This window comes from Streptomyces sp. TOM-9 (assembly GCF_056858595.1).
The window spans coordinates 7,990,723-8,011,503 of sequence record NZ_JBXEQB010000001.1; the positions used below are offsets into that span (position 1 = coordinate 7,990,723).

Consider the following 20,781-nt stretch of genomic DNA (forward strand, 5'->3'; position numbering starts at 1 on the left):
ACTGGTCGGATGGCGGACAAGGCGGTCAAGCGCAGCGCGGGGATCCTGCTCTTCCGCGGCACCCCGCGCGGCGCGCCCGAGGTGCTGCTGGCCCACATGGGCGGCCCGTTCTGGTCCTCCAAGGACGCCGGGGCCTGGACCATCCCCAAGGGCGAGTACGAGCCCGACGAGACCGCCGAGGCGGCCGCCCGGCGCGAGTTCCTGGAGGAACTGGGCCTGCCCGTGCCGCAGGGCGAGCTGCTGCCGCTCGGCGAGAACCTGCAGCCGGGCGGGAAGGTCGTGACCGTCTGGGCGCTGGAGGGCGACCTCGACACCGGCCTCGTGGTGCCCGGGACCTTCTCCATGGAGTGGCCCCGGGGCTCGGGCCGGGTCCGGGAGTTCCCCGAGGTCGACCGGGCCGCGTGGTTCCCGCTCGGCCCGGCCGCCCACGGGAAGATCCTCTCCGCCCAGCGGACGTTCCTCGACCGGCTGCGCCGGCTGCTGGACGGGGGCGGCGCCGGCGGAGCCGGTCAGGGGGCCGGAGAGGCGTAGATCGACTCGATCTGCGCCGCGTACTCGCTGACGATCGTGTTTCTGCGGAGCTTCAGCGAGGGCGTCAGCATCCCGTTCTCCACCGAGAACTCGTGCGGCAGGATGCGGAACGCCCGGATCGACTCGGCCCGCGAGACCGCCGCGTTGGCCATCGACACCGCGCGCTGGACCTCGGCGTGCACGTCCGGCTCGGCCATCGCGGTCCGCAGCTGGACGGCCTCCCGGTCCAGGGTGATCAGCGCCGCGACGAAGGGCCTGTTGTCGCCGACCACGATGCACTGCGAGACCAGCGGGTGCGCCCGCAGCCGCTCCTCCAGCACCAGCGGCGCCACGCTCTTGCCGCCGCTGGTGATGATGATGTCCTTCTTCCGCCCGGTGATCGTCAGGTACCCGTCCGGGTCGAGAGAGCCCATGTCGCCGGTGGCCATCCAGCCGCCGCGGCGCCACACCTCGTGGTTCGCGACCGGGTCGGCGTGGTAGCCGGCGAAGACCGTCGTCCCCCGCACCAGCACCTCGCCGTCCGGTGCGATCCGCACCGCGCTGCCCGGCAGCGGCCGGCCCACGGTGCCGAAGCGCACCTTCCCCAGCGGCTGCGCGGTCACCGCGGCCGTGGTCTCGGTCAGCCCGTACCCGTCGTAGATGGTGAGCCCGGCACCCGCGAACAGCAGCGCCAGCTCCCGGCTGAGCGGGGACCCGCCCGAGACGGTGTAGTGCACGCGCCCGCCCAGCACGTCCCGGATCCGCCCGTAGACCATCCGGTCGAACGCCGAGTGCGCCGCCCGCAGCAGCGGTCCCGGCCCCGGACCCGAGCCCAGTGCGTGCCGCTCCACGGCCTCGGCGTAGCGCACCGCCACGTTCGCCGCCCGGTCGAAGACATGGGCCTTGCCGCCGCGGGCGGCGGTGTTCCGCGCGCCCTGGATGATCTTCTCGTAGACGTACGGGACGGCGAGCAGGATGGTCGGCCGGAAGGAACGGAACGCCGGGAGGAGTTCGCCGGGGGTCAGGTCGGGCTGGTGACCGAGCAGCACGCCGCCGCGCACCGCACAGGTGGTCACCATCAGCCCGTAGATGTGCGACATGGGCAGGAACGCCAGCACCGACGGCCGCACCCCCGGCGGGGCGAAGATCGAACCGTACCCGGCCAGCAGCGTGTCGCACTCGGCGGCGAGGTTGGCGTGGGTGATCAGGCAGCCCCTGGGCGGCCCCGTGGTGCCCGAGGTGTAGGCGATCACCGCCACCGACTGCGGCTCGACCGCCCAGCGCAACTGGTCCAGCATCACCGGATGGACCTGCCGGCCCAGCGCCGCCAGCCACGGGACGCACCCTGCGTCCAGCTGCCAGATCCGGCGCAGCGCGGGCAGCGTGTCGCAGACGGCGCCCACCGTCATGGCGTGGTCCTCGTGCTCGACGACGACCGCGACCGCCCCGGAGTCGGCGAGGATCCAGCGGACCTGCTCGGCCGAGGAGGTGGGATAGACGGGGACGATCCGGGCGCCCACCGACCACAGCGCGTAGGAGAACAGCGTCCACTCGTACCGGGTGCGGGCCATCACCGCCACCGGCTCGCCGAAGCGGACACCGTCCGCCACCAGACCGCGGGCCAGTTCGGCCACCTCGTCGCGGAAGGCCGCGGCGCCGACCTCCTGCCAGCGGTCGCCCTCGTGCCCCTCGCGCCGGGCCAGGACGGCCGCGTCCGGGCGCCTGTCGGCCGCGTCGTACACCGAGTCGGCGAGTCCCCCCGACCGCAGTTGCTCCGCCCGGGGCGGAAGGCTGAACTCGCGCACGGCGCCCCTTCCCCGAGCCTGTGCCACGCCGCGGCGAGGCGGCAGGCAGGGAAGATATCCGGCTATTGGTCCACTTGCCTAGAGGTGGGGCGGAAGCGGCAGTCACTGACGCGAACGGGTACCTCGGGGCCGGTGGTTCGCGCCGACTACCATGGCCTTATCAGGCGCGTACCCCGACCGGGACGCGACCGTCCGCATCAGGAGTGTGAGCCGTGCTGCGCACCATGTTCAAGTCCAAGGTCCACCGTGCCACCGTGACCGAGGCCGACCTGCACTACGTCGGCTCCGTCACCGTCGACGCCGATCTGATGGACGCCGCCGACCTGTTGCCCGGCGAGCTGGTCCACATCGTGGACATCACCAACGGCGCCCGACTGGAGACCTACGTCATCGAGGGCCGCCGCGGCTCCGGGGTGATCGGCATCAACGGTGCCGCCGCGCATCTGGTGCACCCCGGGGACCTGGTCATCCTCATCAGCTACGCGCAGGTCGACGACGCGGAGGCCCGTGCGCTGCGGCCGCGGGTGGTGCACGTCGACGCGGACAACCGGATCGTCGCGCTGGGCGCCGACGCCTCCGAGCCGGTCCCCGGGAGCGGAACCCAGGCGAGCCCGAACGCGGTGCCGGTCGGCTGAACGTCCGTACGAGTGGCTGTGCTATTGTCCGGATCCAACTTCGAGGTATCCGTCCAGGTGGGGTCCGGTGGTCACGGGCCTCGCCGGGACCGGGAGCGCGGCGTGCTGCCGTCGTCCTCCCACAGCATTCCTCGGGCCTGACGCATCAGCAGTTCACCGGGCTCCGGCGGATCGCTGGGCTGCCACGGATCTCCGTGACGGGCCCGGACACTGTCGCTCTCGGGGGTGGGCGATGAGAGCACACTTTTGTTCGGCCCGAAAGGAACTGAGTCCCATGCACGCTGGCAGAACTGCCAGGCTGCGTACCGTGTCCCTGGTGGTCCTCACCTTCTCCCTGACGGCAGCGGCCACCGGCTGCGGCGGCGATTCGGGCGGGCAGGGCGGCGAAGTCACGGTGGGCATCGCCCTTCCCACCAAGAAGCAGACCCGCTGGATCGCCGACGGCGACAACATGTCCAAGCTGTTCAAGGCCCAGGGGTACAAGACCGACCTGCAGTACGCCGACGACAAGGTCAACACGCAGGTCGACCAGGTCGAGGCGATGATCGACCGGGGCGACAAGCTCCTGATCATCGGAGCGGTCGACGGATTCGAGCTCGGCGACGCCCTCCAGAAGGCGTCGAGGGCGGGCGTCAAGGTCATCGCCTACGACCGCCTCCTGCTGGGCTCCAGCAACGTCGACTACTACGCGAGCTTCAACAACGCCCAGGTCGGCACGATCCAGGGCGAGTACATCGAGCGGAAGCTCGGGTTGAAGTCCGGCAACGGGCCGTACAACCTCGAGGTCTTCGCCGGCGACCCCGACGACAACAACGCCTCGTTCTTCTTCAAGGGCGCGATGGACGTCCTGCAGAAGTACATCGACAAGGGTCAGCTGGTCGTGAAGAGCGACCAGACCCGCCTGAGTCAGGTGGCGACGTTCCACTGGGACGCGGCGATCGCCACCGAGACGATGGCGACCCGGCTGAGGAACCACTACAAGGGCAGCTCCACCGTGGACGCCGTCCTCGCCCCCAACGACGGCATCGCCCGCGGCGTCATCCAGGCGCTGAAGACCGGGGGCTACGGCACCACGGCCAAGCCGATGCCGGTCATCACCGGCCAGGACGCCGAGGTCGACTCGGTGAAGGAGATCATCAAGGGCGATCAGTCCATGACGGTCTACAAGGACACCCGCAAGCTCGCGGCCCGCGCGGTCCAGATGGCCCAGGACATCCTCGGCGGCCGGCAGCCCGAGATCAACGACAAGGACACGTACGACAACGGCAACAAGATCGTGCCGTCGTACCTGATCTCCCCGGTCGGCGTCGACAAGGGCAACTACCAGAAGCTGCTGGTCAAGAGCGGCTACATCAACGCGTCCGACCTCGGCTGACGCGAAGCGCACGTACGCGGGGCCGGGAGGAACACAACGTTCCTCCCGGCCCTCGTCGTACCCGGCGGCAGCCCCGCGTCAGATGAGCACGTTCAGCGAACCCGAGCTGTACAGACCGCCGTAGCCGCGGCCGGACTTGTCACCGAACCCGTAGTCGAAGTCGTTGAGGCCCTTGCCGAGACCGAGGGCGTGGACGCCCTTGCCGAACCCAACGCCATAGCCATAGCTCACGCTGTACTTGTAGCTGAAGCTGAACCGGTAGCCGTGCTTGTTGCACTGCTTCTTGTGGTGCTTCTTGTACTTCTTGTGGTGGCCCTTGTCGTGGCCCTTTCCGCCCTTGTTGCCCTTGCTGTCCTTTCCGCTCTTGCCCTTGCTGCCCTTGCTGCCCTTACTGCTGCCCTTCCCGTTGTTGTCGTCCTTGTCCTTGTACGTCGCGTTGTCGCCGTTGTCGCTGTTGTTACCGTTGCCGCCCTTACCGCCTCCCTTGCCGCCCTTGCCTCCACCGTTGCCGTTGCCGTTGTCGTTGCCGTTGTCGTCATCGTCGTCGCCGTTGTCGTCGCCGCCGCGACCGCTGGCGCCGTCGTCGTTCCAGTCGGAACGACCGCCACCGCCACCGCCACCGCCGCCACCGCCGCCGCCGCGGCCGTTGTCGCCGTAGCCGCCGTCGTCGTCGCCGTTGCCCCGACCGCCACCGCCACCGCCGCCACCGCCACCGCCGCCGCCGCGGCCGTTGTCGCCGTAGCCGCCGTCGTCGTCGCCGTTGCCCCGGCCTCCACCGCCCCCTCCGCCGCCGCGGCCGTTGCCTCCGCCGCCTCCGCGGCCACTGTCGCTGTCGCCGTAGCCGTTGTTCCCGTTGTCCCCGCCGTTGTCGCCGTATCCGTTGTCGTCGTCGCCGTAGTCGTCGCTGCCCTTGCTGTAGGAGCCGTTCCCGCCGTCGTCGCTGCTCGCCGTGGCGACGGCGCTGCCGGTCGAGGCGGCCAAGAGGCCGGTGGCAAGAAGTCCGGTCGCGACGCCGAGAGCGGTGCGGCGCATCAGACTGGTTCGCATGAGTGTCCTTCCTTCGGACGCGTTGCGGGCGGCGGTCGACGCCGCCCCTGCGATCCAGTCGTACGTCGCGCGGTCAACGGCCGCCCGTCGAGCGGAGCGTCCGGGCGACAGCGTGGCCAAGGAAGTGACGCAGTGCCACGAGGTACGGAACGTCAGTCCCCGCTGAGCAACAGCGTGTCGAGACCGCGTACCAGACCCCGGCGTGTCGCGGCCGCGCGAGCGGCGAGCAGGGTCCCCGCGACGTAGGGCGCGGGGGAGGTGCCCGCCTCGTGACGGATCACCAGACGCTCGTCCGGCAGCCCGAACTGCACCTCCACGGCGAGGGTGTAGCCCGGCAGTCGCAGCGAGTGGACCTGCGTGCCCGCGATCGACGCGCCGCGGGCCTCGGGGTGCCCCGCCGTGCGTTCCGGGTCCACGGCGTACTCGGGCCGCCGTACGGCGCCCAGCTGTTCGGCGAGTTCGCGCGCGGTGCCGCTGGGGGCGTCCGGCTTGGTCGCGGACGCGTAGTCGATGATCTCCCAGTGCGGCAGGTGACGGGCGGCCAGCCGGGCGGCGGCCTGCGCCATGGCGGCGGTCAGCGAGAAGTTCCCCGAGGCCACCACGCCGACCCCGTGCTCCTCGGCCAGCGCGGCGATCTCCTCGTAGTCCGCGCCGGACAGGCCCGACGAGCCGACCACGACGTTGACTCCGCGGACCACGGCGGTGCGCACATGACGCCCGACAGCGGTGTGCGAGGTGTAGTCGATCAGCACGTCCACGCCGTCCAGCGCGTCGTCGACCGTGCTGAAGACCGGCACCCCGAGTTCCGGACCGCCCCACACCGCCCCGAGGTCCGCGCCGGCCGCCGACCGCGCCACCGCCGTCCGCAGCCGCAGGTCCCCGGAGTCCAGGACGGCGCGCGCGACCGCCTCCCCGGTCCAGCCGGTCGCCCCGGCGACGCACACGTTCAGCAGGTCCATCCCACCAGCATGAGGCATGATCACCGTCCTTCCCGCCCTGAACCGGTCCCCCCGGGGGACCTCAGGCGCAGCCGGGCGGCGGCGGAGCGGGCCTGACGGCGCATCCGGCCCGGCAGCGTCGTCGAGTGCGGCGCGGCGGCGACGAGCTGCTCCGACAGCCACAGCGAGCGCTTCTCCAGGTCCAGCTCGTCCAGCAGCCGGTCGATGTTGGCCAGCAGCGCCCCGTACAGGTCCCAGCTCTCCCAGCGCCGTTCCGTCTCCGCCCGCAGCAGCGCCGCGATCCGGTCCCGTTCCTCCCGGCCGCGCCGCAGCGCGTCCTCCAGCCGGGCCTCCGCCTGGTCCGCGCCCTCCGTGACCTGGGCGGCGATCAGCCGGCCGTAGCTGTCGACGGCGTCGGCCATGTCGGCGAACAACTCGTCGATGCCGGCGGCGAGCTCGCCGGTGAACAGTGGCTCCCGCGCGCCGCGCTCGCGGTCCAGCTCCGTCAGCGAGCGGCACAGCGTCCGCAGCAGCACGGTCGACACCTCCAGGGTGTCCAGCCCGCTGCGCAGGAGGAGCCGGGCCATCGCGCCCTCCGCCGGTTTCACCCGCGGGTTGAGCCGGGTCCCCTCCTCCGCCCTGCGCAGCGAGGCGTCGAACCGTGCGATCTCGTTGTCCAGCCGGCGTGCGTCCATCAGCCAGGAGCGGGCCTGCCCGGCGGTGGCGCCGTCGCGCACCTCCCGCCCCATACGGAGCATCAGCGCCCGCATGTGCTCGGCCAGCTCCCGCACCGCGTCACCGGCCGGCTCCACGAAGGCGGGGGGCGGCACGACGACGTTCAGCAGCACCCCGACGATCGCCCCGACCAGGGTCTCCAGGATGCGGTCCAGCGCCTCGCCGGAGGGGGCGGGGACGGCCAGGATGAGCATCGCGCTGATCGCCACCTCGGCCACGAACTCGTCCACGCGGATGAAGTGACCGATCACCAGCGACGCCAGGATGATCAGCCCGAGGCTCCACCACGTCAGCCCGATCAGCTCCGCGAAGCCGACCGCGATGAGGACGCCCGCCACCACGCTGACCACCCGTCGGATGCCCGTGGTCACCGTCGTGTAGAGCGTCACCTGTACCACGAGCAGGGCCGTCAGCGGAGCCGTCAGCGGCGCGGGGTTGGGCAGCAGCCAGACGGCCACGGCGTACGACAGCACCGCGGCCACGGTGGAGCGCACCGTCTGCACGACGATCGGGTCGTTGTTGCGCCGCAGGAGGTCGGCGAGCGGGGCGGGGAGGACGCCGGGCACCCTGCCAGTCTCCCCACGCGCGGGACGTCGGCACCGGTCGGCGGCACGGGTTGCGCCGACCGCGTGAATACCCGGCCCCGACACGCCCCTGAGGCACCGTCGGCGGCCGCGGCGGGGGCTTCATGGTCCGGGCCGAGTGTGTCCGAGCAGGGGAGCGAGGTGCCTATGGCGTGCGCGGTACGGCGCTCCCGGGCCCTTGCCGCGGTGGTCGTCCTCGCGGCCGCCGCGGTCGCGTGCGGCGGCGCGTCGCGGACGTCCGGACGGGCGACGCTCGACTGGTACAACTTCCCCGACGACTCCGGGGCGCTCCAGCAGGCCGCCGACCGCTGCAGCCGTGCCTCCGGCGGACGCTACGTCATCCGCTACAACAAGCTCCCCCGGACGGCGGACGGCCAGCGGCAGCAACTCGTACGCCGGCTGGCCGCACACGACCCCGCGCTCGACGTCCTCGGCCTGGACGTCACCTGGGCCCCGGAATTCGCCGAGGCCGGCTGGATCCGCCCGTGGACGGGCGACCGGCGTGCCGAGGCCGTCCGGGACACCCTTGCCGCGCCGCTGCAGACGGCCACGTGGAAGGGCCGCCTCTACGCCGTCCCGTACAACACCAACGTCCAGCTGCTGTGGTACCGGTCGGACCTCGTGCCGGAGCCGCCCACGACCTGGGCCGGGATGCTCGATGCGGCCCGCGCCCTGGCGAAGGCCGGCAAGCCCCACCGGATCGAGGTCCAGGGCGCCCAGTACGAGGGGCTCACCGTCTGGTTCAACACGCTCGTCGCCAGCGCCGGCGGGTCGATCCTCAACGCCGACGCGACCGCGCCCTCGCTCGGCGCGCCCGCGGTGCGGGCCGCGGGCATCATGCGCGACCTGGCGGTCTCGCCCGCCGCCGACCCGTCGCTGCCCAACCAGACGGAGGACCAGAACCGGCTGGCCATGGAGTCCGGCACCGCCGCCTTCCAGCTGAACTACCCCTTCGTGTATCCGGCGATGAAGGCCGACAACCCGGAGCTGTTCCCGCACTTGAGATGGGCACGCTACCCGCGGGTCGACGCCGGCCGCCCCGCGCGGGTCACCATCGGCGGGATCGACCTCGCCGTCGGCGCCTACAGCCGCCGGCCCGCCCTCGCCTTCGAGGCGGCGCTGTGCCTGCGCGACCGCGACAACCAGCGGACCGCCGCGCTGCTGGGCGGCCTGCCGCCGACCCTGCGCGGCCTCTACGACGATCCCCGGATCAAAGCCAGCTACCCCTTCGCGCAGGACATCCTCGCCGAGCTGGAGAACGCCGCCCTGCGGCCGCAGACCCCCGCCTACCAGAACGTGTCCATCGCGGTGGCCCACACCCTGTCACCACCCGCCGCGATCCGGCCGGCCGAGTCCGTCCGGGACCTGCGGGGGCAGATCGAGGACGCCCTGCAGTCCAAGGGGCTGGTCCCGTGACGCGGCTCTCGGAGGGCGCCCGCCAGGAGCGGCGGCTGGGCTGGCTGCTCTGCGCCCCCGCCGTGGTCGTCATGCTCGTCGTGACGGCCTACCCCGTGTTCTACGCCGTCTACCTGTCACTGCACCGCTACGACCTGCGCTTCCCCCAGCTGGCCCGTTTCGTGGGCCTGGACAACTACGCCGCGGTCCTGAGCTCCGGGTTCTGGTGGGAGGCCCTCTGGGTGACCTGCCTGATCACGGTGGTGTCCGTGGCGGTGGAACTGGCCCTCGGCATGGGCCTGGCCGTCGTCATGCACCGGGCGATCCTCGGCCGCTCCGCGGTGCGCACCGCGATCCTGCTGCCGTACGGCATCGTGACCGTCGTCGCCGCCTTCTCCTGGCAGTACGCCTGGACCCCCGGCATCGGCTACCTCGTCGACGCGTCGGGACAGGCCCCGCTGACCGACCACTGGAAGGCCATCGGACTGATCATCCTGGCCGAGGTCTGGAAGACCACGCCCTTCATGGCGCTGCTGCTGCTCGCCGGGCTGGCCCTGGTGCCCGAGGAGACCCTGCGCGCGGCCATGGTCGACGGCGCCGGCCGCTGGCAGCGCTTCCGGCTGGTCACGCTGCCGCTGATGAAGCCCGCCATCCTGGTGGCGCTGCTGTTCCGCACCCTCGACGCGTTCCGGATCTTCGACAACATCTACGTGCTCACGCAGGGCTCCAACGGCACGGGCTCGGTGTCGATCCTCGGCTACGACAACCTCTTCACGGCGCTGAACCTCGGCATCGGCTCGGCGATCTCGGTGCTGATCTTCCTGTGCGTGGCGGTCATCGCCTTCGCGTTCATCCGGCTGTTCGGCACGGCCGCCCCCGGATCGGAGGACACCGGACGATGAGCACGAGCCCGGCGCAGCGGCGGCGGATCGCCCGCTGGAGCGTCGTCAACACCGTCGTGGTGCTGTACGCGCTGTTCCCGGTGTGGTGGATCGTCGCCCTGTCCTTCAAGGACCCCGCCACCCTCTCCGACGGCAGCTTCGTCCCCCGTACGTGGACGCTGGAGAACTACCGGGGCATCTTCGCGACCTCCGAGTTCACCCGCGCGCTGGTCAACTCCGTCGGGATCGCCCTGATCTCCACCGTCGTCGCCGTCACGCTGGGCACCATGGCCGCCTACGCCGTGGCCCGGCTGCGCTTCCCCGGCAAGGGGCTGCTGATCGGCACCTCGCTGCTGATCGCGATGTTCCCGCCGATCTCCCTGGTGTCGCCGCTGTTCGACATCGAACGCCTCCTCGGGCTGTTCGACACCTGGGCCGGGCTGATCATCCCGTACATGACCTTCTCGCTGCCGCTGGCGGTCTACACGCTGTCGGCGTTCTTCCGTGAGATCCCCTGGGACCTGGAGAAGGCGGCCAAGGTCGACGGGGCGACGCCGGCCCAGGCCTTCCGGCTGGTCATCGCACCGCTCGCGGCGCCCGGGGTGTTCACCACGGCGATCCTGGTCTTCATCTTCTGCTGGAACGACTTCCTGTTCGCGATCTCCCTCACCTCCACCACCACCGCGCGCACCGTGCCGGCGGCGATCGCGTTCTTCACCGGCAGCTCCCAGTTCCAGCAGCCCACCGGCTCGATCGCCGCGGCCGCCGTGGTCATCACCGTCCCGATCGTCGTCTTCGTGCTGCTGTTCCAGCGGCGCATCGTGGCCGGACTGACCTCCGGCGCAGTGAAGGGCTGAAGGACCGCACATGGCCGAGATCACCCTCGACGGCGTCACCAAGCGCTACCCCGACGGCGCGGTCGCCGTCCGCGACGTCAGCCTCGCCATCGGGGACGGCGAGTTCGTCATCCTCGTGGGGCCGTCAGGCTGCGGCAAGTCCACGACCCTGAACATGATCGCCGGGCTGGAGGACATCACCGAGGGCACCCTGCGCATCGGCGGGCAGGTCGTCAACGACAAGGCCCCCAAGGACCGCGACATCGCCATGGTCTTCCAGAGCTACGCCCTCTACCCCCACATGACCGTCCGCCAGAACATGGGCTTCGCCCTGCGGCTGGCCCGCGTGGACAAGGCGGTCATCAAGGAGAAGGTCGAGGAGGCCGCCCGGGTCCTGGACCTCACCGGCCACCTCGACCGCAAGCCCGCCCACCTCTCCGGAGGGCAGCGCCAGCGCGTCGCCATGGGCCGGGCCATCGTCCGCGAGCCCAAGGCCTTCCTGATGGACGAGCCGCTCTCCAACCTCGACGCCAAGCTGCGGGTCCAGATGCGCACCCAGATCGCCCGGCTGCAGCGGCGCCTGGGCACCACCACGGTGTACGTCACGCACGACCAGACCGAGGCCATGACGCTCGGCGACCGTGTCGTCGTGATGCGCGGCGGAGTCGTCCAGCAGACCGGCTCGCCGCAGGAACTGTACGACCGGCCGCGCAACCTCTTCGTCGCCGGGTTCATCGGCTCGCCCGCGATGAACTTCCTGCCCGCCACCGTGGAGGAGGACCGGCTGCGCACCCCCCTCGGCGACCTGCCGCTCGACGACCGCCTCCGCACCGCCCTGGCACGCCACGACGCACCGCGCGAGGTCATCGCGGGCTTCCGGCCCGAGCACTTCGAGGACGCCGCGCTCGTCGACCCCGGCCGTGGCGGCGCCACGGTCACCGTCACCGTCGACGTCCGCGAGTCCCTCGGCTCGGACGTCTACGTCCACGTCGCCCAGGAGGGCGGCGCGGCCGCCGCAGCCGCCGCGGAGCAACTGGCCGAACTCGCGGCCGACTCCGGGCTCGCCGACACCGGCGCCGGCGGCCCCGAGGTCGTCGCCCGGCTCTCCGCCAGGACCCGGGCCCGCGACGGCGAACGCCTGCGGCTGTGGCTGGACACCGCACAGGCCCAGGTCTTCGACCCGGCCACCGGCGACAACCTCACGCTCCCCGGATCCCCCGGCGACACGACCGCGGGGTGAGCGCATGGCCCCGGCCACCGTCCCGCCGCCGCTGCCCGGCCCCCTCGCGCACCTCGCCCCGCTCCTCGACGACTGGGGCTACCTGGCGGTCGGCGTCCTCGTCCTGCTCGACAACTGCGGCATCCCCGTGCCCGGGCAGACCGTCCTCGTCGTCGCGGCCGCCTACGCGGGCACCGGCCGGATGGACATCGCCGGCGTCGTCGCGGTCGCCGTCGCCGCGGCCGTCGCGGGCGACTGCCTCGGCTACCTCATCGGCCGCATCGGCGGCCGCGCCTTCGTCCACCGATGGGGCCGCTACGTCCTGCTCACCCCGGAGCGCTTCGTGCGCGGCGAGGAGTTCTTCGCCCGCCGCGGCGACCTCGTCGTCCTCCTCGCCCGGTTCGTCGACGTCCTGCGCCAGACCAACGGCATCATCGCCGGCACCGCCGGCATGCCCTGGTGGCGCTTCCTGCTCTGCAACACCCTCGGCGCGATCCTCTGGGTCGGCGTCTGGGCCGCCCTCGCCTACGCCGCCGGCACCCGCCTCGGCCCCCTCTACGCCTGGCTCACCCGCTTCCAGCTCTACGCCCTGATCGCCGTGGCCCTCCTCGCCGCCGCCCTGACCGCCCGCCACATCCGCCGCCGCCGCACCCGCCGCCGCGACGCCGGCCCCTGAGGCGGGCCCTCACAGCCCGGCGCGCGCCATCAGCGTCGCCAGATCCGGCTCCGGTACGCGGACGACCCCCTGCGGGTGCCTGTTGCTCAAGGCGGCCAGCGGAACGGGACGGTCATGCAGGGCGCGCGTCGCCGCGAGGTCCAGCACCGCCGAGAACCGCCAGGGGTAGACCGGGTCGGCCACCTCCCGGGGCTCGTCCTCCACGTCGGCCATGGCGGCGATCACCTTGTACGGGCTGGTGAAGTAGATCCAGATGCGGTCACCGTCGACCATGTGGCGGCGCCGCGAGAGCCACCAGTCGCCCCGTGGTTGCGTCCGCGCGCAGTCGAGCACCTCGCCCGGCGTGGCGAGCTTCCCGTTCATCGTCGTGTCAGTCGACTTCAGGATGTACAGCCAGTCGCTCATCGCCGATGGTCCCCTGCCCGGTTCGCCGTTGTGTACTTCCACCTTCGGGCAACGTCCGGCCCTGGACCAGGGCTTCGGACAGGGGCGGCGGGGTCCGGCGTGGCGTGCAGTCGCGGGTGGGGGCACGGCCCCGCGCCCTTCGCGCCCTTCGCGCCCGTGGGCGGGGTGCCCGGGGCCCCGGTGGGGGCTACAGCAGGTCCTCGATGGTGATCGGCATCTTGCGTACGCGGCGGCCCGTGGCGTGGTGGACGGCGTTGGCGATGGCGGCGCCGGCGCCGACCTGGCCGATCTCGCCGACGCCCTTGACGCCGAGGGGGTTGACGACGGTGTCCTCGACCTCGACGAGCTCGACGTCGACGTCCGGCACGTCCGCGTTGACGGCGACCAGGTAGTCACCGAGGCTGGACGCCGCCCAGCGGCCGGTGCGGGGCTCCATGTGGTTGGCCTCGAGGAGGGCCTGGCCCAGGCCCCAGATCATGCCGCCGGTGAGCTGGCTGCGGGTGGTCTTGGGGTTGAGGACCCGCCCGGGGGCGAAGGCGCCGACCATGCGGCGGACCCGGACGAGGCCCAGGTCGGCGTCGACGGCGACCTCGGCGAACTGGGCGCCGAAGGTCATCAGGGCGTGCCCGTTCGCGCCGGCGTCCGGGGTCCAGGAGCCCAGGGCCTCCACGTCGGGTAGGAACTGACGGTGCATCATCTCCGCGTAGGTCTCGCCGGTGCCGGGGTCGTCCCGGAGCACCATGCGGCCGTCCTGGACCTCGACGGCCTCCGGGGCCGCGCCGTGCAGCGGCGACTCCGCGTCCGCGACCGCCCGCGCGACGAGCGCGTCGCGCAGGGCGGTGGCGGCGGTGTGGACGGCCGCGCTGATCATGCCCGCTCCGGCCGAGCCGACGGCCGCGGCGATCTGGGGGAAGGCGGTGTCGCCGTTCTCGAAGCGGCACCGCCCGGCCGGCAGGCCGAGGGCGTCGGCGGCGACCTGCGTCATGGCCGTGGCCACGCCGGTGCCGAAGTCGGGGGTGGCCGCCTGCACCAGGGCCGTCCCGTCGGCGTAGAGGCGAGCGCGGGCGCGCTGCGGGGTGACGGGCTGGGCGACGGGGTAGCCGGCGCTGGCCATGCCGGTGCCGATCAGCCAGTGCCCTTCACGCCGGGAGCGCGGTCGCGGATCGCGGTCCGCCCAGCCGAAACGCTCCGCGCCGCGGCGGTAGCACTCCTCCAGCCCCCAGCTCGACCACGGGTCGCCCGTGCCGGGGTCGGTCGCCGTGATGTTGCGCAGCCGCAGCTCCAGCGGGTCCATCCCGAGGCGCTCGGCGAGCTCGTCCATCGCGCACTCCACGGCGAACATGCCCGAGGCCTCGCCCGGGGCGCGCATGAAGGTCGGCGTCATGGTGTTCGCGCGGAACAGCCGGTACTCGCCCTCGTAGTGGGGGCATCCGTAGATCTGCGAGGCGACGCCGAGGGAGGGTTCGGCCCAGTCGTCGAAGTGCGAGGTGGGGGAGAGCTTGTGGTGGCGCAGCGCGGTGAGCCGCCCGTCCCCGGCCGCGGCGAGCATGATCGTCTGCTCCTGCTCCTCGCGGTGTCCCATCGAGGTGAACATCTGCTCGCGGGTCAGGGCCAGTTTCACCGGGCGGCCGACCTGCCGGGCGGCGATCGCGGCGAGGGCCGGATGGTGCCAGATCATGGCCTTGCCGCCGAAACTGCCGCCCGTGTAGTGCCCGATGACCCGCACCCGGGAGACCGGCAGGCCGAGCAGCGCGGCGACCGTCTGCTGGGTGGAGGTGATGCCCTGCGTGGCGTCCCAGAGGGTGAGTCCGTCGCCCTCCCAGGACGCGGTGGTCGCCGGCGGTTCGATGGGGTTGTGGTTGTTGGCGGCGTAGGTGAAGGTGAGGTCCAGCCGTACGTCGGCCTCGTCGATGCCCTTGCGCAGGTCGCCCCGGCTCATGCGGCCCGGTATGAAGCCGCCGAAGATCGCCTCGGGCACGTGGGCCCGGTCCCGGCCCTGGTCGAGGGTGGTGAGGGAGGGCTCCTCCGCGTACCGCACGTGCAGCAGGCTCGCCGCGTGCTGGGCCCGTTCGTGCGTGTCGGCGACGACGACGGCGATGTGCTGTCCCGCGTAGTGGACGACGTCGTCCTGCAGGGGGAAGAAGGTCTGGCCGGGCGCCGCCGTCCCCGCCAGGGAGGGGATCAGCGGCGGCTGCGCCGCGATGGGCGGGGTGTTCTCGTGGGTGAGGACCGCGAGGACGCCCTCGGCGGCCTCGGCCTCGCCCGCGTCGATCGAGGTGATCCGCCCGCAGGCGATGTGGGCCCCGACGAGCGCGGCGTACGCCATGCCGGGGAGCGGGATCTCCGCCGAGTACTGTGCCGAGCCGGTGACCTTGGGGCGGCCGTCGACACGGTCCATGGGCTGCCCGACGGCCGGGCTCATGACGGGCTCCCGGCGAGGGTCCCGAGCGCGCGGACCACGGCCCGGCAGGCGAGTTCGACCTTGAACGCGTTCATCGCCGTGGGCCGCGCCGCGGCCAGTTCGACCCGCGCGGCCTCGTGGAAGTTCTCCGGGATCGCCGGCGCCCCGAGCAGGAACTCCTCGGCGCGTTCGGCCCGCCAGGGCCGGGTGCCCACCCCGCCGAGCGCGAGGCGGACGTCCAGCACCAGCCCGTCCGCCAGCGCCAGCGCGGCCGCCACCGAGACCAGGGCGAACTCGTACGACTCGCGGTCCCTGACCTTCAGGTAGGTGGAACGACGGGCGATCGGCACCGAGGGCACCTCGATCACGGTGATCAGCTCGCCGTGCTCCAGCGGGTGCTCCCGGTCCGGGGTGTCGCCGGGCAGCAGGAAGAACTCGTCGAAGGAGTAGGAGCGGTCACCGCCGGGCCCCTGGGTCCGGATCCTCGCGCCCAGCGCCGCCAGGGCCACGGCCACGTCCGAGGGGTGGGTGGCGATGCAGTGCGCGCTCGTGCCGAGGACGGCGTGCCCGCGGCTCGTCCCCTCGATCGCCGAGCAACCGCTGCCGGGCACCCGCTTGTTGCAGGGTGACGCGGAGTCACGGAAGTAACCGCAGCGCACGCGCTGCATCATGTTGCCGCCCATGGAGGCCATGTTGCGCAACTGCGCCGAGGCGCCGAGCTCCAGCGCCTGGGCGACGAGCGGGAAGCGCTCCCGTACGACGGGCGCCTGCGCGACCTGGCTCATCCGGGCCAGCGCGCCGATCCGCAGCGAGCCGTCGGGCATGCCCTCCACCCCGGTCAGGGGGAGGTCGTTGATGTCGACGAGCCGTCGCGGCGTGAGCACGTTCTGCCGCAGCAGGTCGACCTCCGTGGTGCCGCCGGCCAGGAAGTGGCTCTGCGGGTCGGCGGTGACGGCCGCGATGGCGTCCGCCGTTCCCGTGGCGCGGGTGTAGCTGATGGGCCGCACGGTGTCACGCTCCGCTGCCGGTTCCGGGAGCGGTGTCCGGGTCCGCGTCGCGCACCGCGCGGATCGCCGCACGGATGTTGGGGTACGCGGCGCAGCGGCAGATGTTGCCGCTCATCCACTCCTTGATCTCCGCGTCGTCCGAGGCGTGCCCCTCCCGCAGCAGCGCCACCGCCGACATGATCTGCCCCGGGGTGCAGTAGCCGCACTGGAAGGCGTCCTGCGCGATGAAAGCCTCCTGCATCGGGTCGAGCCGGCCCTCTCGCGCGAGGCCCTCGATCGTGGTGACCTCGTGGCCCTCGCACGCGATGGCGAGCGTCAGGCAGCCCAGTACGCGCCGCCCGTCCACGAACACCGTGCAGGCCCCACAGGTGCCCTGGTCGCAGCCCTTCTTGGCGCCGGTCAGCCTGAGGTGTTCGCGGAGCGCGTCGAGCAGGCTCACCCGGGGCTCGATGTCCACCGCCCGCCGTTCCCCGTTGACGTGCAGGGTGACCGGGACGGGCTCCGGGCCGCGCTCCGGCAGTACGCCGGATTCCGCCGCGGTGTTCGCCGAGACATGTGAGGACACCGGTCCACCTCCAGATCGGTCTCCCTTTCATGCTGTTTCGCCCGTCAACGACCCGCAACCGGGATCATGCCCCCGCGCGGCGGCACGCGGGGCGGACCGGATCGCCGGGCCGTGCCGGGGCGCCCCCGGCTCCGGGTCCTCGTGGATCGGCTACCGCTGCCGGGCCGCGTACGCCCGTGCCTTGTTGCGGTTGCCGCACACGCGCATCGAGCACCAGCGGCGGCTGCGGTTCTTCGAGACGTCCCAGAAGACCCAGCCGCAGGTGTGTTCGGCGCAGCGCTTGAGGCGCGCCGCGTCGCCGGTGGTCACCAGCGCGCTCCAGGCCAGGGCGATGCGGGCGAGCGCCCCTTCCACGGGCGGCAGCCCCGGCGCGGGGGACAGTACGGGCCGGTCCCCGCCGACCGCGACGTGGACGGGCAGCCCCCGCAGCACCTCGTCGGCGGCCGCGACGGCCCCGGGGTCGGGGGTGTCGCCGACGTTGGCTCCCAGCACCTCGCGGATGCCGGCCCGCAGGCGCAGGGCGCGGTCGTGCTCGCCGGGCGTGACCGGCGTGCCGTCGTCGAGCAGGCCGCGGGAGGCGAGGAAGGCGGACAACCGGTCCGATGCGGCCAGGTCGTCCGTGCCGAGGTCGAGGTCGACGGTGTTGGCGAAGGCCTCCACCAGGACGGCGGCGGGCGGGGGTTCGAGCACGGGGCACCTCCTGCCGCCGAAGTCTACCGGCTATCACGAACGACGGTTAGAATGACCGGTGAAGCCGATAGCCGGTTAGTGCAGGGGGAGTTCGCATGGGGGACCACGCCCGCGTCACACCGATGAAGGACGGCGCCGCCCCGGCGGCCGCCTCCGCGGCCGCCTCCGCGACCGCGCCGCCGACGGTCCTCCGGGGCACCCGCAACACGGCCGTGCTGGTCGGCTTCACCGCGGTCACCAATCTCGCCGACGGGGTGACCAAGATGGCGCTGCCCCTGCTCGCGGCGCGGGCCTCCGGCTCGCCGCTGCAGGTCACGGCGGTGTCCCTGACGCTCACCCTGCCCTGGCTGCTGGTCGCCCTCCCCGTGGGCGTCCTGGTGGACCGCCGCGACCGCCGGGGGCTGCTGTGGGCCGCGGGCGGCGTGCGGATGGCGGCCGTGGCCTGCCTCCTCGCGGCGGCCGCCGGCGGCGGGCCCGGCATCGGGGTGCTCTGCGCGGCCGGTGCCGTCCTCGGCGTGGCTGAGGTGGTGGCGCTGACGGCCGAGGCGGCGCTCGTACCGTCCGTGGTGCCCCCGGCCGGGCGTGAACGCGCCAACGCGTGGATCACCGGCGCCGAGACGGTGTGCAACGAGTTCTGCGGCCCCCTGGTCGGCGGGGTGCTGATCGCCGTGGGCACCGGGTTCGCGCTCGGCGCGACCTGGGTCGCGTACGCGCTCGCCTCCCTCGCCCTGTTCCTGCTCGCCGGGCGGGTGGCCGGGGCACGCGGCACGGGTGCGGCGGGGGACCGCGCCCCCGCCGCCGTCCGCACGCAGATCGCCGAGGGCCTGCGCCACGTGTGGCGGCACGACCTGCTGCGCACCCTCTCGCTGGTCCTCACCGTCCTGTGCTCCTGCTGGGGTGCGTGGCTGGCGCTGATGCCCCTGCACGCGACCCACACGATGGGCCTGGACGCCGGGCGGTACGGGCTGCTGCTGAGCGCCCTCGGCGTGGGCGGGCTGACCGGCGCGCTCACCGTCGGCCGGATCAACCGGCTGCTGGGCCGCCGCGGCGCGATGTCCGCCGACATCGCCGGCACCGCCGCGATGATGGCGCTGCCCGCGCTGACCACCGCCTTCTGGCCGGTGGCCGCCGGCGCCTTCCTCGGCGGCATGGGCGGCACCCTGTGGGCGGTCAACGCCCGTACGATCGCCCAGGACATCGTGCCGGAGCACATGATGGGCCGCTACAGCGCGGTCAGCAGACTGTTCAGCTGGGGCGCCATGCCGCTCGGCGCCGCCCTGGCCGGCGTGCTGGCCGAACTCGGCGGCCCCCGGCTGGTGTTCACGGTCCTCGCGCTCGTCGCAGCCGCGGCGCTCGTCCCGTTCCTGAGGATCGCCGCCCCGGCGCGCGCCTAACGCTGAGCGTCTTCCGGCTGCCGGACGACCGCCTCCGCGACCGCGCGGGCGCTGCCGGGGTTCTGACCGGTGATCAGCCGCCCGTCCTCGACGACGTAGGTGTCGAACGGCCGCCTGGCCGTGGAGTAGTCGGCGCCGAGCTTCGTCAGCTCCTCCTGGAGGCTGTACGGCACCGCCTCGGCCCGGTGGGCCAGTTCCTCCTCGGGCCACGAGAACCCGGTCACCCGCCTGCCCCGGACCAGCGGTTCGCCGCTGCTCAGCGTCACGTTGAGCAGACCCGTCGCGCCGTGGCAGACCGTGGACACGATCCGGCCCGACTCGTAGAACCTGGCCATCAGGTCCTCCAGTTCCCGGCTCTGCGGGAAGTCGAACATCACGCCGTGGCCGCCGGTGAGGTAAATGGCGTCGTAGTCGTCGAGGTTCACGTCGGTGATCGGCAACGTGTCCTCGAGGAGGTCCATGTACTCGCGGTCGGCGTAGTGCCTGCCGGTGCCGAGCTCCCCCAGCACCTCGTGGGAGAGGCTCTCCGGGTCGAGGGGGACCTTGCCGCCGGCCGGACTGGCGATGTCCATGGCGTAGCCGTCCTGCTCGACCACGTCCCAGAAATGCGTCAGTTCCCCGAGCCACAGCCCGGTGCGCATGCCGACCTTCTCGTACTCGTCGACGTTGGTCACGATGACCAGGATCTTCTTGGTCGCAGGCATGCCACTGCCCTCTTCCCTGCGGGATTCAGTGCTCGTCGCGGCGGCCGACACCGCTGTGGCACCCCGTCGGTTCGAGCCTAAATGCGCCATTTGGGGCAGGCAAGGCGGTCCGGCGCGCCGGACCGGCTACGCCACGCAGAACTCGTTGCCCTCCGGGTCCTGCATCACCACCCCGTAGTGGTCCACGCCCGGTTGGGCGAGCACGCGCAGCCGGGAGGCCCCCGCCGCGACCAGCCGGCCGGCCTCGGCCTCGACCCGCTCCCTGCGGGTCTCCAGGGGCACCTCGGCCCGCTTGCCGCCCACCTTGACGTCGAGGTGCAGCCGGTTCTTGACCACCTTGCCCTCGGGCACCTGCTGGAACCAGATCCGGGGCCCGTCACCCTCCGGGTCCACGATGGCGTCGCAGCACTCCCCGTCGCCGAGCTCCTCCTCCGGCACGCCGACGGAGAGCCAGTACTCCCGCCAGGTGGGGAAGCCGTCCGGGGCGTCCTCCAGCCGGTAGCGCAGCGCGTCCGCCCAGAAGCGCGCCTGCGCCTCCGGATCCTTGCAGTCGATCGTGAGCTGGAACGCGACCATGGTGTGCCTCCGTCGAAGTGGCCCGCCCGGTGCCGGCACCGGTGGGACCCATGCTGCCCGACGGGTACGACAGTGGGTCAGCCGCTCAGTCGCTCCCCTCGATCCTGAAACCGACCTTCAGCCCGACCTGGAAGTGCCCGACCTGCCCGTCCGCCAGGTGACCGCGGATCTGCGTCACCTCGAACCAGTCGAGGTTGCGCAGGGTCTCCGAGGCACGGCTCAGCCCGTTGCGGATGGCGGCGTCCAGGCCCTCGCTGGACGAGCCGACGATCTCGGTCACCCGGTACGTGTGGTCGGTCATGGGTCCTCCCTGATCGGTGGGAACGGGCGGTTCCGCCGCCCCTCCACGGTGCCTCATCGCCCCGCGGGCCGCGAGGGGAAGCACGGCCTCGGGCGTTAGCCC

The 20,781-nt window shown here is 72.6% G+C and carries 22 protein-coding genes; 10 read left to right on the plus strand and 12 right to left on the minus strand.

What is annotated here, in order from left to right:
* Positions 1-9 precede the first annotated feature (9 nt).
* Positions 10-531: an NUDIX hydrolase gene (locus AC1VWI_RS36760; protein ID WP_499515345.1), complete on the plus strand. Its 522-nt coding sequence runs from the start codon at positions 10-12 to the stop codon at positions 529-531.
* On the opposite strand, the gene AC1VWI_RS36765 is transcribed toward AC1VWI_RS36760, so the two are convergent.
* Positions 510-2,315, minus strand: a complete 1,806-nt coding sequence (locus AC1VWI_RS36765; RefSeq protein ID WP_499515346.1) for an AMP-dependent synthetase/ligase — start codon at positions 2,313-2,315, stop codon at positions 510-512. The genes AC1VWI_RS36760 and AC1VWI_RS36765 overlap by 22 nt on opposite strands.
* Positions 2,316-2,527: 212 nt before the next feature.
* On the opposite strand from AC1VWI_RS36765, the gene panD reads away from it, so the two are divergent.
* Together panD and chvE are read left to right on the plus strand one after the other, a co-directional pair.
* Positions 2,528-2,950 (plus strand): aspartate 1-decarboxylase, encoded by a 423-nt coding sequence (gene panD, locus AC1VWI_RS36770; RefSeq protein ID WP_499515347.1) that lies wholly within the window; start codon positions 2,528-2,530, stop codon positions 2,948-2,950.
* A 274-nt stretch (positions 2,951-3,224) separates the two neighbouring features.
* Positions 3,225-4,325, plus strand: a complete 1,101-nt coding sequence (gene chvE, locus AC1VWI_RS36775; RefSeq protein WP_499515348.1) for a multiple monosaccharide ABC transporter substrate-binding protein — start codon at positions 3,225-3,227, stop codon at positions 4,323-4,325.
* Between the two features lie 78 nt (positions 4,326-4,403).
* Here chvE and AC1VWI_RS36780 read toward each other — a convergent pair whose 3' ends face one another.
* The gene (locus AC1VWI_RS36780; protein ID WP_499515349.1) at positions 4,404-5,372 is read right to left on the minus strand and encodes a hypothetical protein; all 969 of its coding nucleotides are present in this window, start codon (positions 5,370-5,372) and stop codon (positions 4,404-4,406) included.
* Here AC1VWI_RS36780 and AC1VWI_RS36785 point away from each other — a divergent pair.
* On the plus strand, positions 5,371-5,538 hold the full coding sequence (locus tag AC1VWI_RS36785) for a hypothetical protein (RefSeq protein WP_499515350.1): 168 nt from the start codon (positions 5,371-5,373) through the stop codon (positions 5,536-5,538). The genes AC1VWI_RS36780 and AC1VWI_RS36785 overlap by 2 nt on opposite strands.
* On the opposite strand, the gene dapB is transcribed toward AC1VWI_RS36785, so the two are convergent.
* Both dapB and AC1VWI_RS36795 read right to left on the minus strand, forming a co-directional pair.
* Positions 5,525-6,331, minus strand: a complete 807-nt coding sequence (gene dapB / locus AC1VWI_RS36790; RefSeq protein WP_499515351.1) for a 4-hydroxy-tetrahydrodipicolinate reductase — start codon at positions 6,329-6,331, stop codon at positions 5,525-5,527. The genes AC1VWI_RS36785 and dapB overlap by 14 nt on opposite strands.
* Positions 6,332-6,351: 20 nt before the next feature.
* A complete protein-coding gene (locus tag AC1VWI_RS36795) occupies positions 6,352-7,611 on the minus strand; it encodes an FUSC family protein (RefSeq protein ID WP_499515352.1) in 1,260 nt (419 codons plus the stop codon).
* Positions 7,612-7,776: 165 nt separating this feature from the next.
* On the opposite strand from AC1VWI_RS36795, the gene AC1VWI_RS36800 reads away from it, so the two are divergent.
* Genes AC1VWI_RS36800 through AC1VWI_RS36820 form a run of 5 tightly spaced genes read left to right on the plus strand, consistent with a single transcriptional unit; the run spans position 7,777 to position 12,636 of the window.
* Positions 7,777-9,045 carry an ABC transporter substrate-binding protein gene (locus tag AC1VWI_RS36800; protein ID WP_499515353.1) on the plus strand — a complete coding sequence of 423 codons (1,269 nt, stop codon included), beginning with the start codon at positions 7,777-7,779 and terminating at the stop codon, positions 9,043-9,045.
* Entirely contained in the window at positions 9,042-9,926 is an 885-nt protein-coding gene (locus tag AC1VWI_RS36805; RefSeq protein ID WP_499515354.1) for a carbohydrate ABC transporter permease, read from the plus strand. The genes AC1VWI_RS36800 and AC1VWI_RS36805 overlap by 4 nt, the downstream gene beginning before the upstream one ends.
* Positions 9,923-10,762, plus strand: a complete 840-nt coding sequence (locus AC1VWI_RS36810; protein ID WP_499515355.1) for a carbohydrate ABC transporter permease — start codon at positions 9,923-9,925, stop codon at positions 10,760-10,762. Before AC1VWI_RS36805 ends, AC1VWI_RS36810 begins: the two co-directional genes overlap by 4 nt.
* A 10-nt stretch (positions 10,763-10,772) precedes the next feature.
* Positions 10,773-11,981: an ABC transporter ATP-binding protein gene (locus AC1VWI_RS36815; protein WP_499515356.1), complete on the plus strand. Its 1,209-nt coding sequence runs from the start codon at positions 10,773-10,775 to the stop codon at positions 11,979-11,981.
* A gap of 4 nt (positions 11,982-11,985) precedes the next feature.
* On the plus strand, positions 11,986-12,636 hold the full coding sequence (locus AC1VWI_RS36820) for a DedA family protein (RefSeq protein ID WP_499515357.1): 651 nt from the start codon (positions 11,986-11,988) through the stop codon (positions 12,634-12,636).
* A 9-nt stretch (positions 12,637-12,645) separates the two neighbouring features.
* Here the strand turns inward: AC1VWI_RS36820 and AC1VWI_RS36825 are convergent, their stop codons facing one another.
* The 5 genes from AC1VWI_RS36825 to AC1VWI_RS36845 form a co-directional block, all read right to left on the minus strand.
* Positions 12,646-13,041: a hypothetical protein gene (locus tag AC1VWI_RS36825; protein WP_499515358.1), complete on the minus strand. Its 396-nt coding sequence runs from the start codon at positions 13,039-13,041 to the stop codon at positions 12,646-12,648.
* Between the two features lie 187 nt (positions 13,042-13,228).
* Complete coding sequence (locus tag AC1VWI_RS36830; protein ID WP_499515359.1) at positions 13,229-15,463, minus strand: xanthine dehydrogenase family protein molybdopterin-binding subunit; 2,235 nt, start codon at positions 15,461-15,463, stop codon at positions 13,229-13,231.
* Positions 15,460-16,449 (minus strand): FAD binding domain-containing protein, encoded by a 990-nt coding sequence (locus tag AC1VWI_RS36835; RefSeq protein ID WP_499515360.1) that lies wholly within the window; start codon positions 16,447-16,449, stop codon positions 15,460-15,462. The genes AC1VWI_RS36830 and AC1VWI_RS36835 overlap by 4 nt, the downstream gene beginning before the upstream one ends.
* A 4-nt stretch (positions 16,450-16,453) precedes the next feature.
* A complete protein-coding gene (locus AC1VWI_RS36840; RefSeq protein ID WP_499515361.1) occupies positions 16,454-17,014 on the minus strand; it encodes a (2Fe-2S)-binding protein in 561 nt (186 codons plus the stop codon).
* Between the two features lie 150 nt (positions 17,015-17,164).
* Positions 17,165-17,704: a CGNR zinc finger domain-containing protein gene (locus tag AC1VWI_RS36845; RefSeq protein ID WP_499515362.1), complete on the minus strand. Its 540-nt coding sequence runs from the start codon at positions 17,702-17,704 to the stop codon at positions 17,165-17,167.
* A gap of 95 nt (positions 17,705-17,799) precedes the next feature.
* Here AC1VWI_RS36845 and AC1VWI_RS36850 point away from each other — a divergent pair, with 95 nt between their 5' ends.
* Positions 17,800-19,098: an MFS transporter gene (locus tag AC1VWI_RS36850; protein WP_499515363.1), complete on the plus strand. Its 1,299-nt coding sequence runs from the start codon at positions 17,800-17,802 to the stop codon at positions 19,096-19,098.
* On the opposite strand, the gene AC1VWI_RS36855 is transcribed toward AC1VWI_RS36850, so the two are convergent.
* The 3 genes from AC1VWI_RS36855 to AC1VWI_RS36865 form a co-directional block, all read right to left on the minus strand.
* Positions 19,095-19,802, minus strand: a complete 708-nt coding sequence (locus tag AC1VWI_RS36855) for a type 1 glutamine amidotransferase domain-containing protein (protein WP_499515364.1) — start codon at positions 19,800-19,802, stop codon at positions 19,095-19,097. The two genes, AC1VWI_RS36850 and AC1VWI_RS36855, sit on opposite strands and share 4 nt — an antisense overlap.
* A gap of 126 nt (positions 19,803-19,928) precedes the next feature.
* Entirely contained in the window at positions 19,929-20,378 is a 450-nt protein-coding gene (locus AC1VWI_RS36860; RefSeq protein WP_499515365.1) for a VOC family protein, read from the minus strand.
* Between the two features lie 85 nt (positions 20,379-20,463).
* Positions 20,464-20,679, minus strand: a complete 216-nt coding sequence (locus tag AC1VWI_RS36865) for a dodecin (RefSeq protein ID WP_499515366.1) — start codon at positions 20,677-20,679, stop codon at positions 20,464-20,466.
* Positions 20,680-20,781: the final 102 nt, after the last annotated feature.

Bases quoted from the DNA above. Each gene is read 5' to 3' on its own strand.
- AC1VWI_RS36860 (WP_499515365.1), bottom strand. From the start codon at position 20,378: ATGGTCGCGTTCCAGCTCACGATCGACTGCAAGGATCCGGAGGCGCAG.
- AC1VWI_RS36780 (WP_499515349.1), bottom strand. From the start codon at position 5,372: ATGCGAACCAGTCTGATGCGCCGCACCGCTCTCGGCGTCGCGACCGGA.
- AC1VWI_RS36830 (WP_499515359.1), bottom strand. From the start codon at position 15,463: ATGAGCCCGGCCGTCGGGCAGCCCATGGACCGTGTCGACGGCCGCCCC.
- dapB (WP_499515351.1), bottom strand. From the start codon at position 6,331: ATGGACCTGCTGAACGTGTGCGTCGCCGGGGCGACCGGCTGGACCGGG.
- AC1VWI_RS36800 (WP_499515353.1), top strand. From the start codon at position 7,777: ATGGCGTGCGCGGTACGGCGCTCCCGGGCCCTTGCCGCGGTGGTCGTC.
- AC1VWI_RS36850 (WP_499515363.1), top strand. From the start codon at position 17,800: ATGGGGGACCACGCCCGCGTCACACCGATGAAGGACGGCGCCGCCCCG.
- AC1VWI_RS36815 (WP_499515356.1), top strand. From the start codon at position 10,773: ATGGCCGAGATCACCCTCGACGGCGTCACCAAGCGCTACCCCGACGGC.
- AC1VWI_RS36865 (WP_499515366.1), bottom strand. From the start codon at position 20,679: ATGACCGACCACACGTACCGGGTGACCGAGATCGTCGGCTCGTCCAGC.
- AC1VWI_RS36760 (WP_499515345.1), top strand. From the start codon at position 10: ATGGCGGACAAGGCGGTCAAGCGCAGCGCGGGGATCCTGCTCTTCCGC.
- AC1VWI_RS36825 (WP_499515358.1), bottom strand. From the start codon at position 13,041: ATGAGCGACTGGCTGTACATCCTGAAGTCGACTGACACGACGATGAAC.
- AC1VWI_RS36820 (WP_499515357.1), top strand. From the start codon at position 11,986: ATGGCCCCGGCCACCGTCCCGCCGCCGCTGCCCGGCCCCCTCGCGCAC.
- AC1VWI_RS36810 (WP_499515355.1), top strand. From the start codon at position 9,923: ATGAGCACGAGCCCGGCGCAGCGGCGGCGGATCGCCCGCTGGAGCGTC.
- AC1VWI_RS36855 (WP_499515364.1), bottom strand. From the start codon at position 19,802: ATGCCTGCGACCAAGAAGATCCTGGTCATCGTGACCAACGTCGACGAG.
- chvE (WP_499515348.1), top strand. From the start codon at position 3,225: ATGCACGCTGGCAGAACTGCCAGGCTGCGTACCGTGTCCCTGGTGGTC.
- AC1VWI_RS36785 (WP_499515350.1), top strand. From the start codon at position 5,371: ATGAGTGTCCTTCCTTCGGACGCGTTGCGGGCGGCGGTCGACGCCGCC.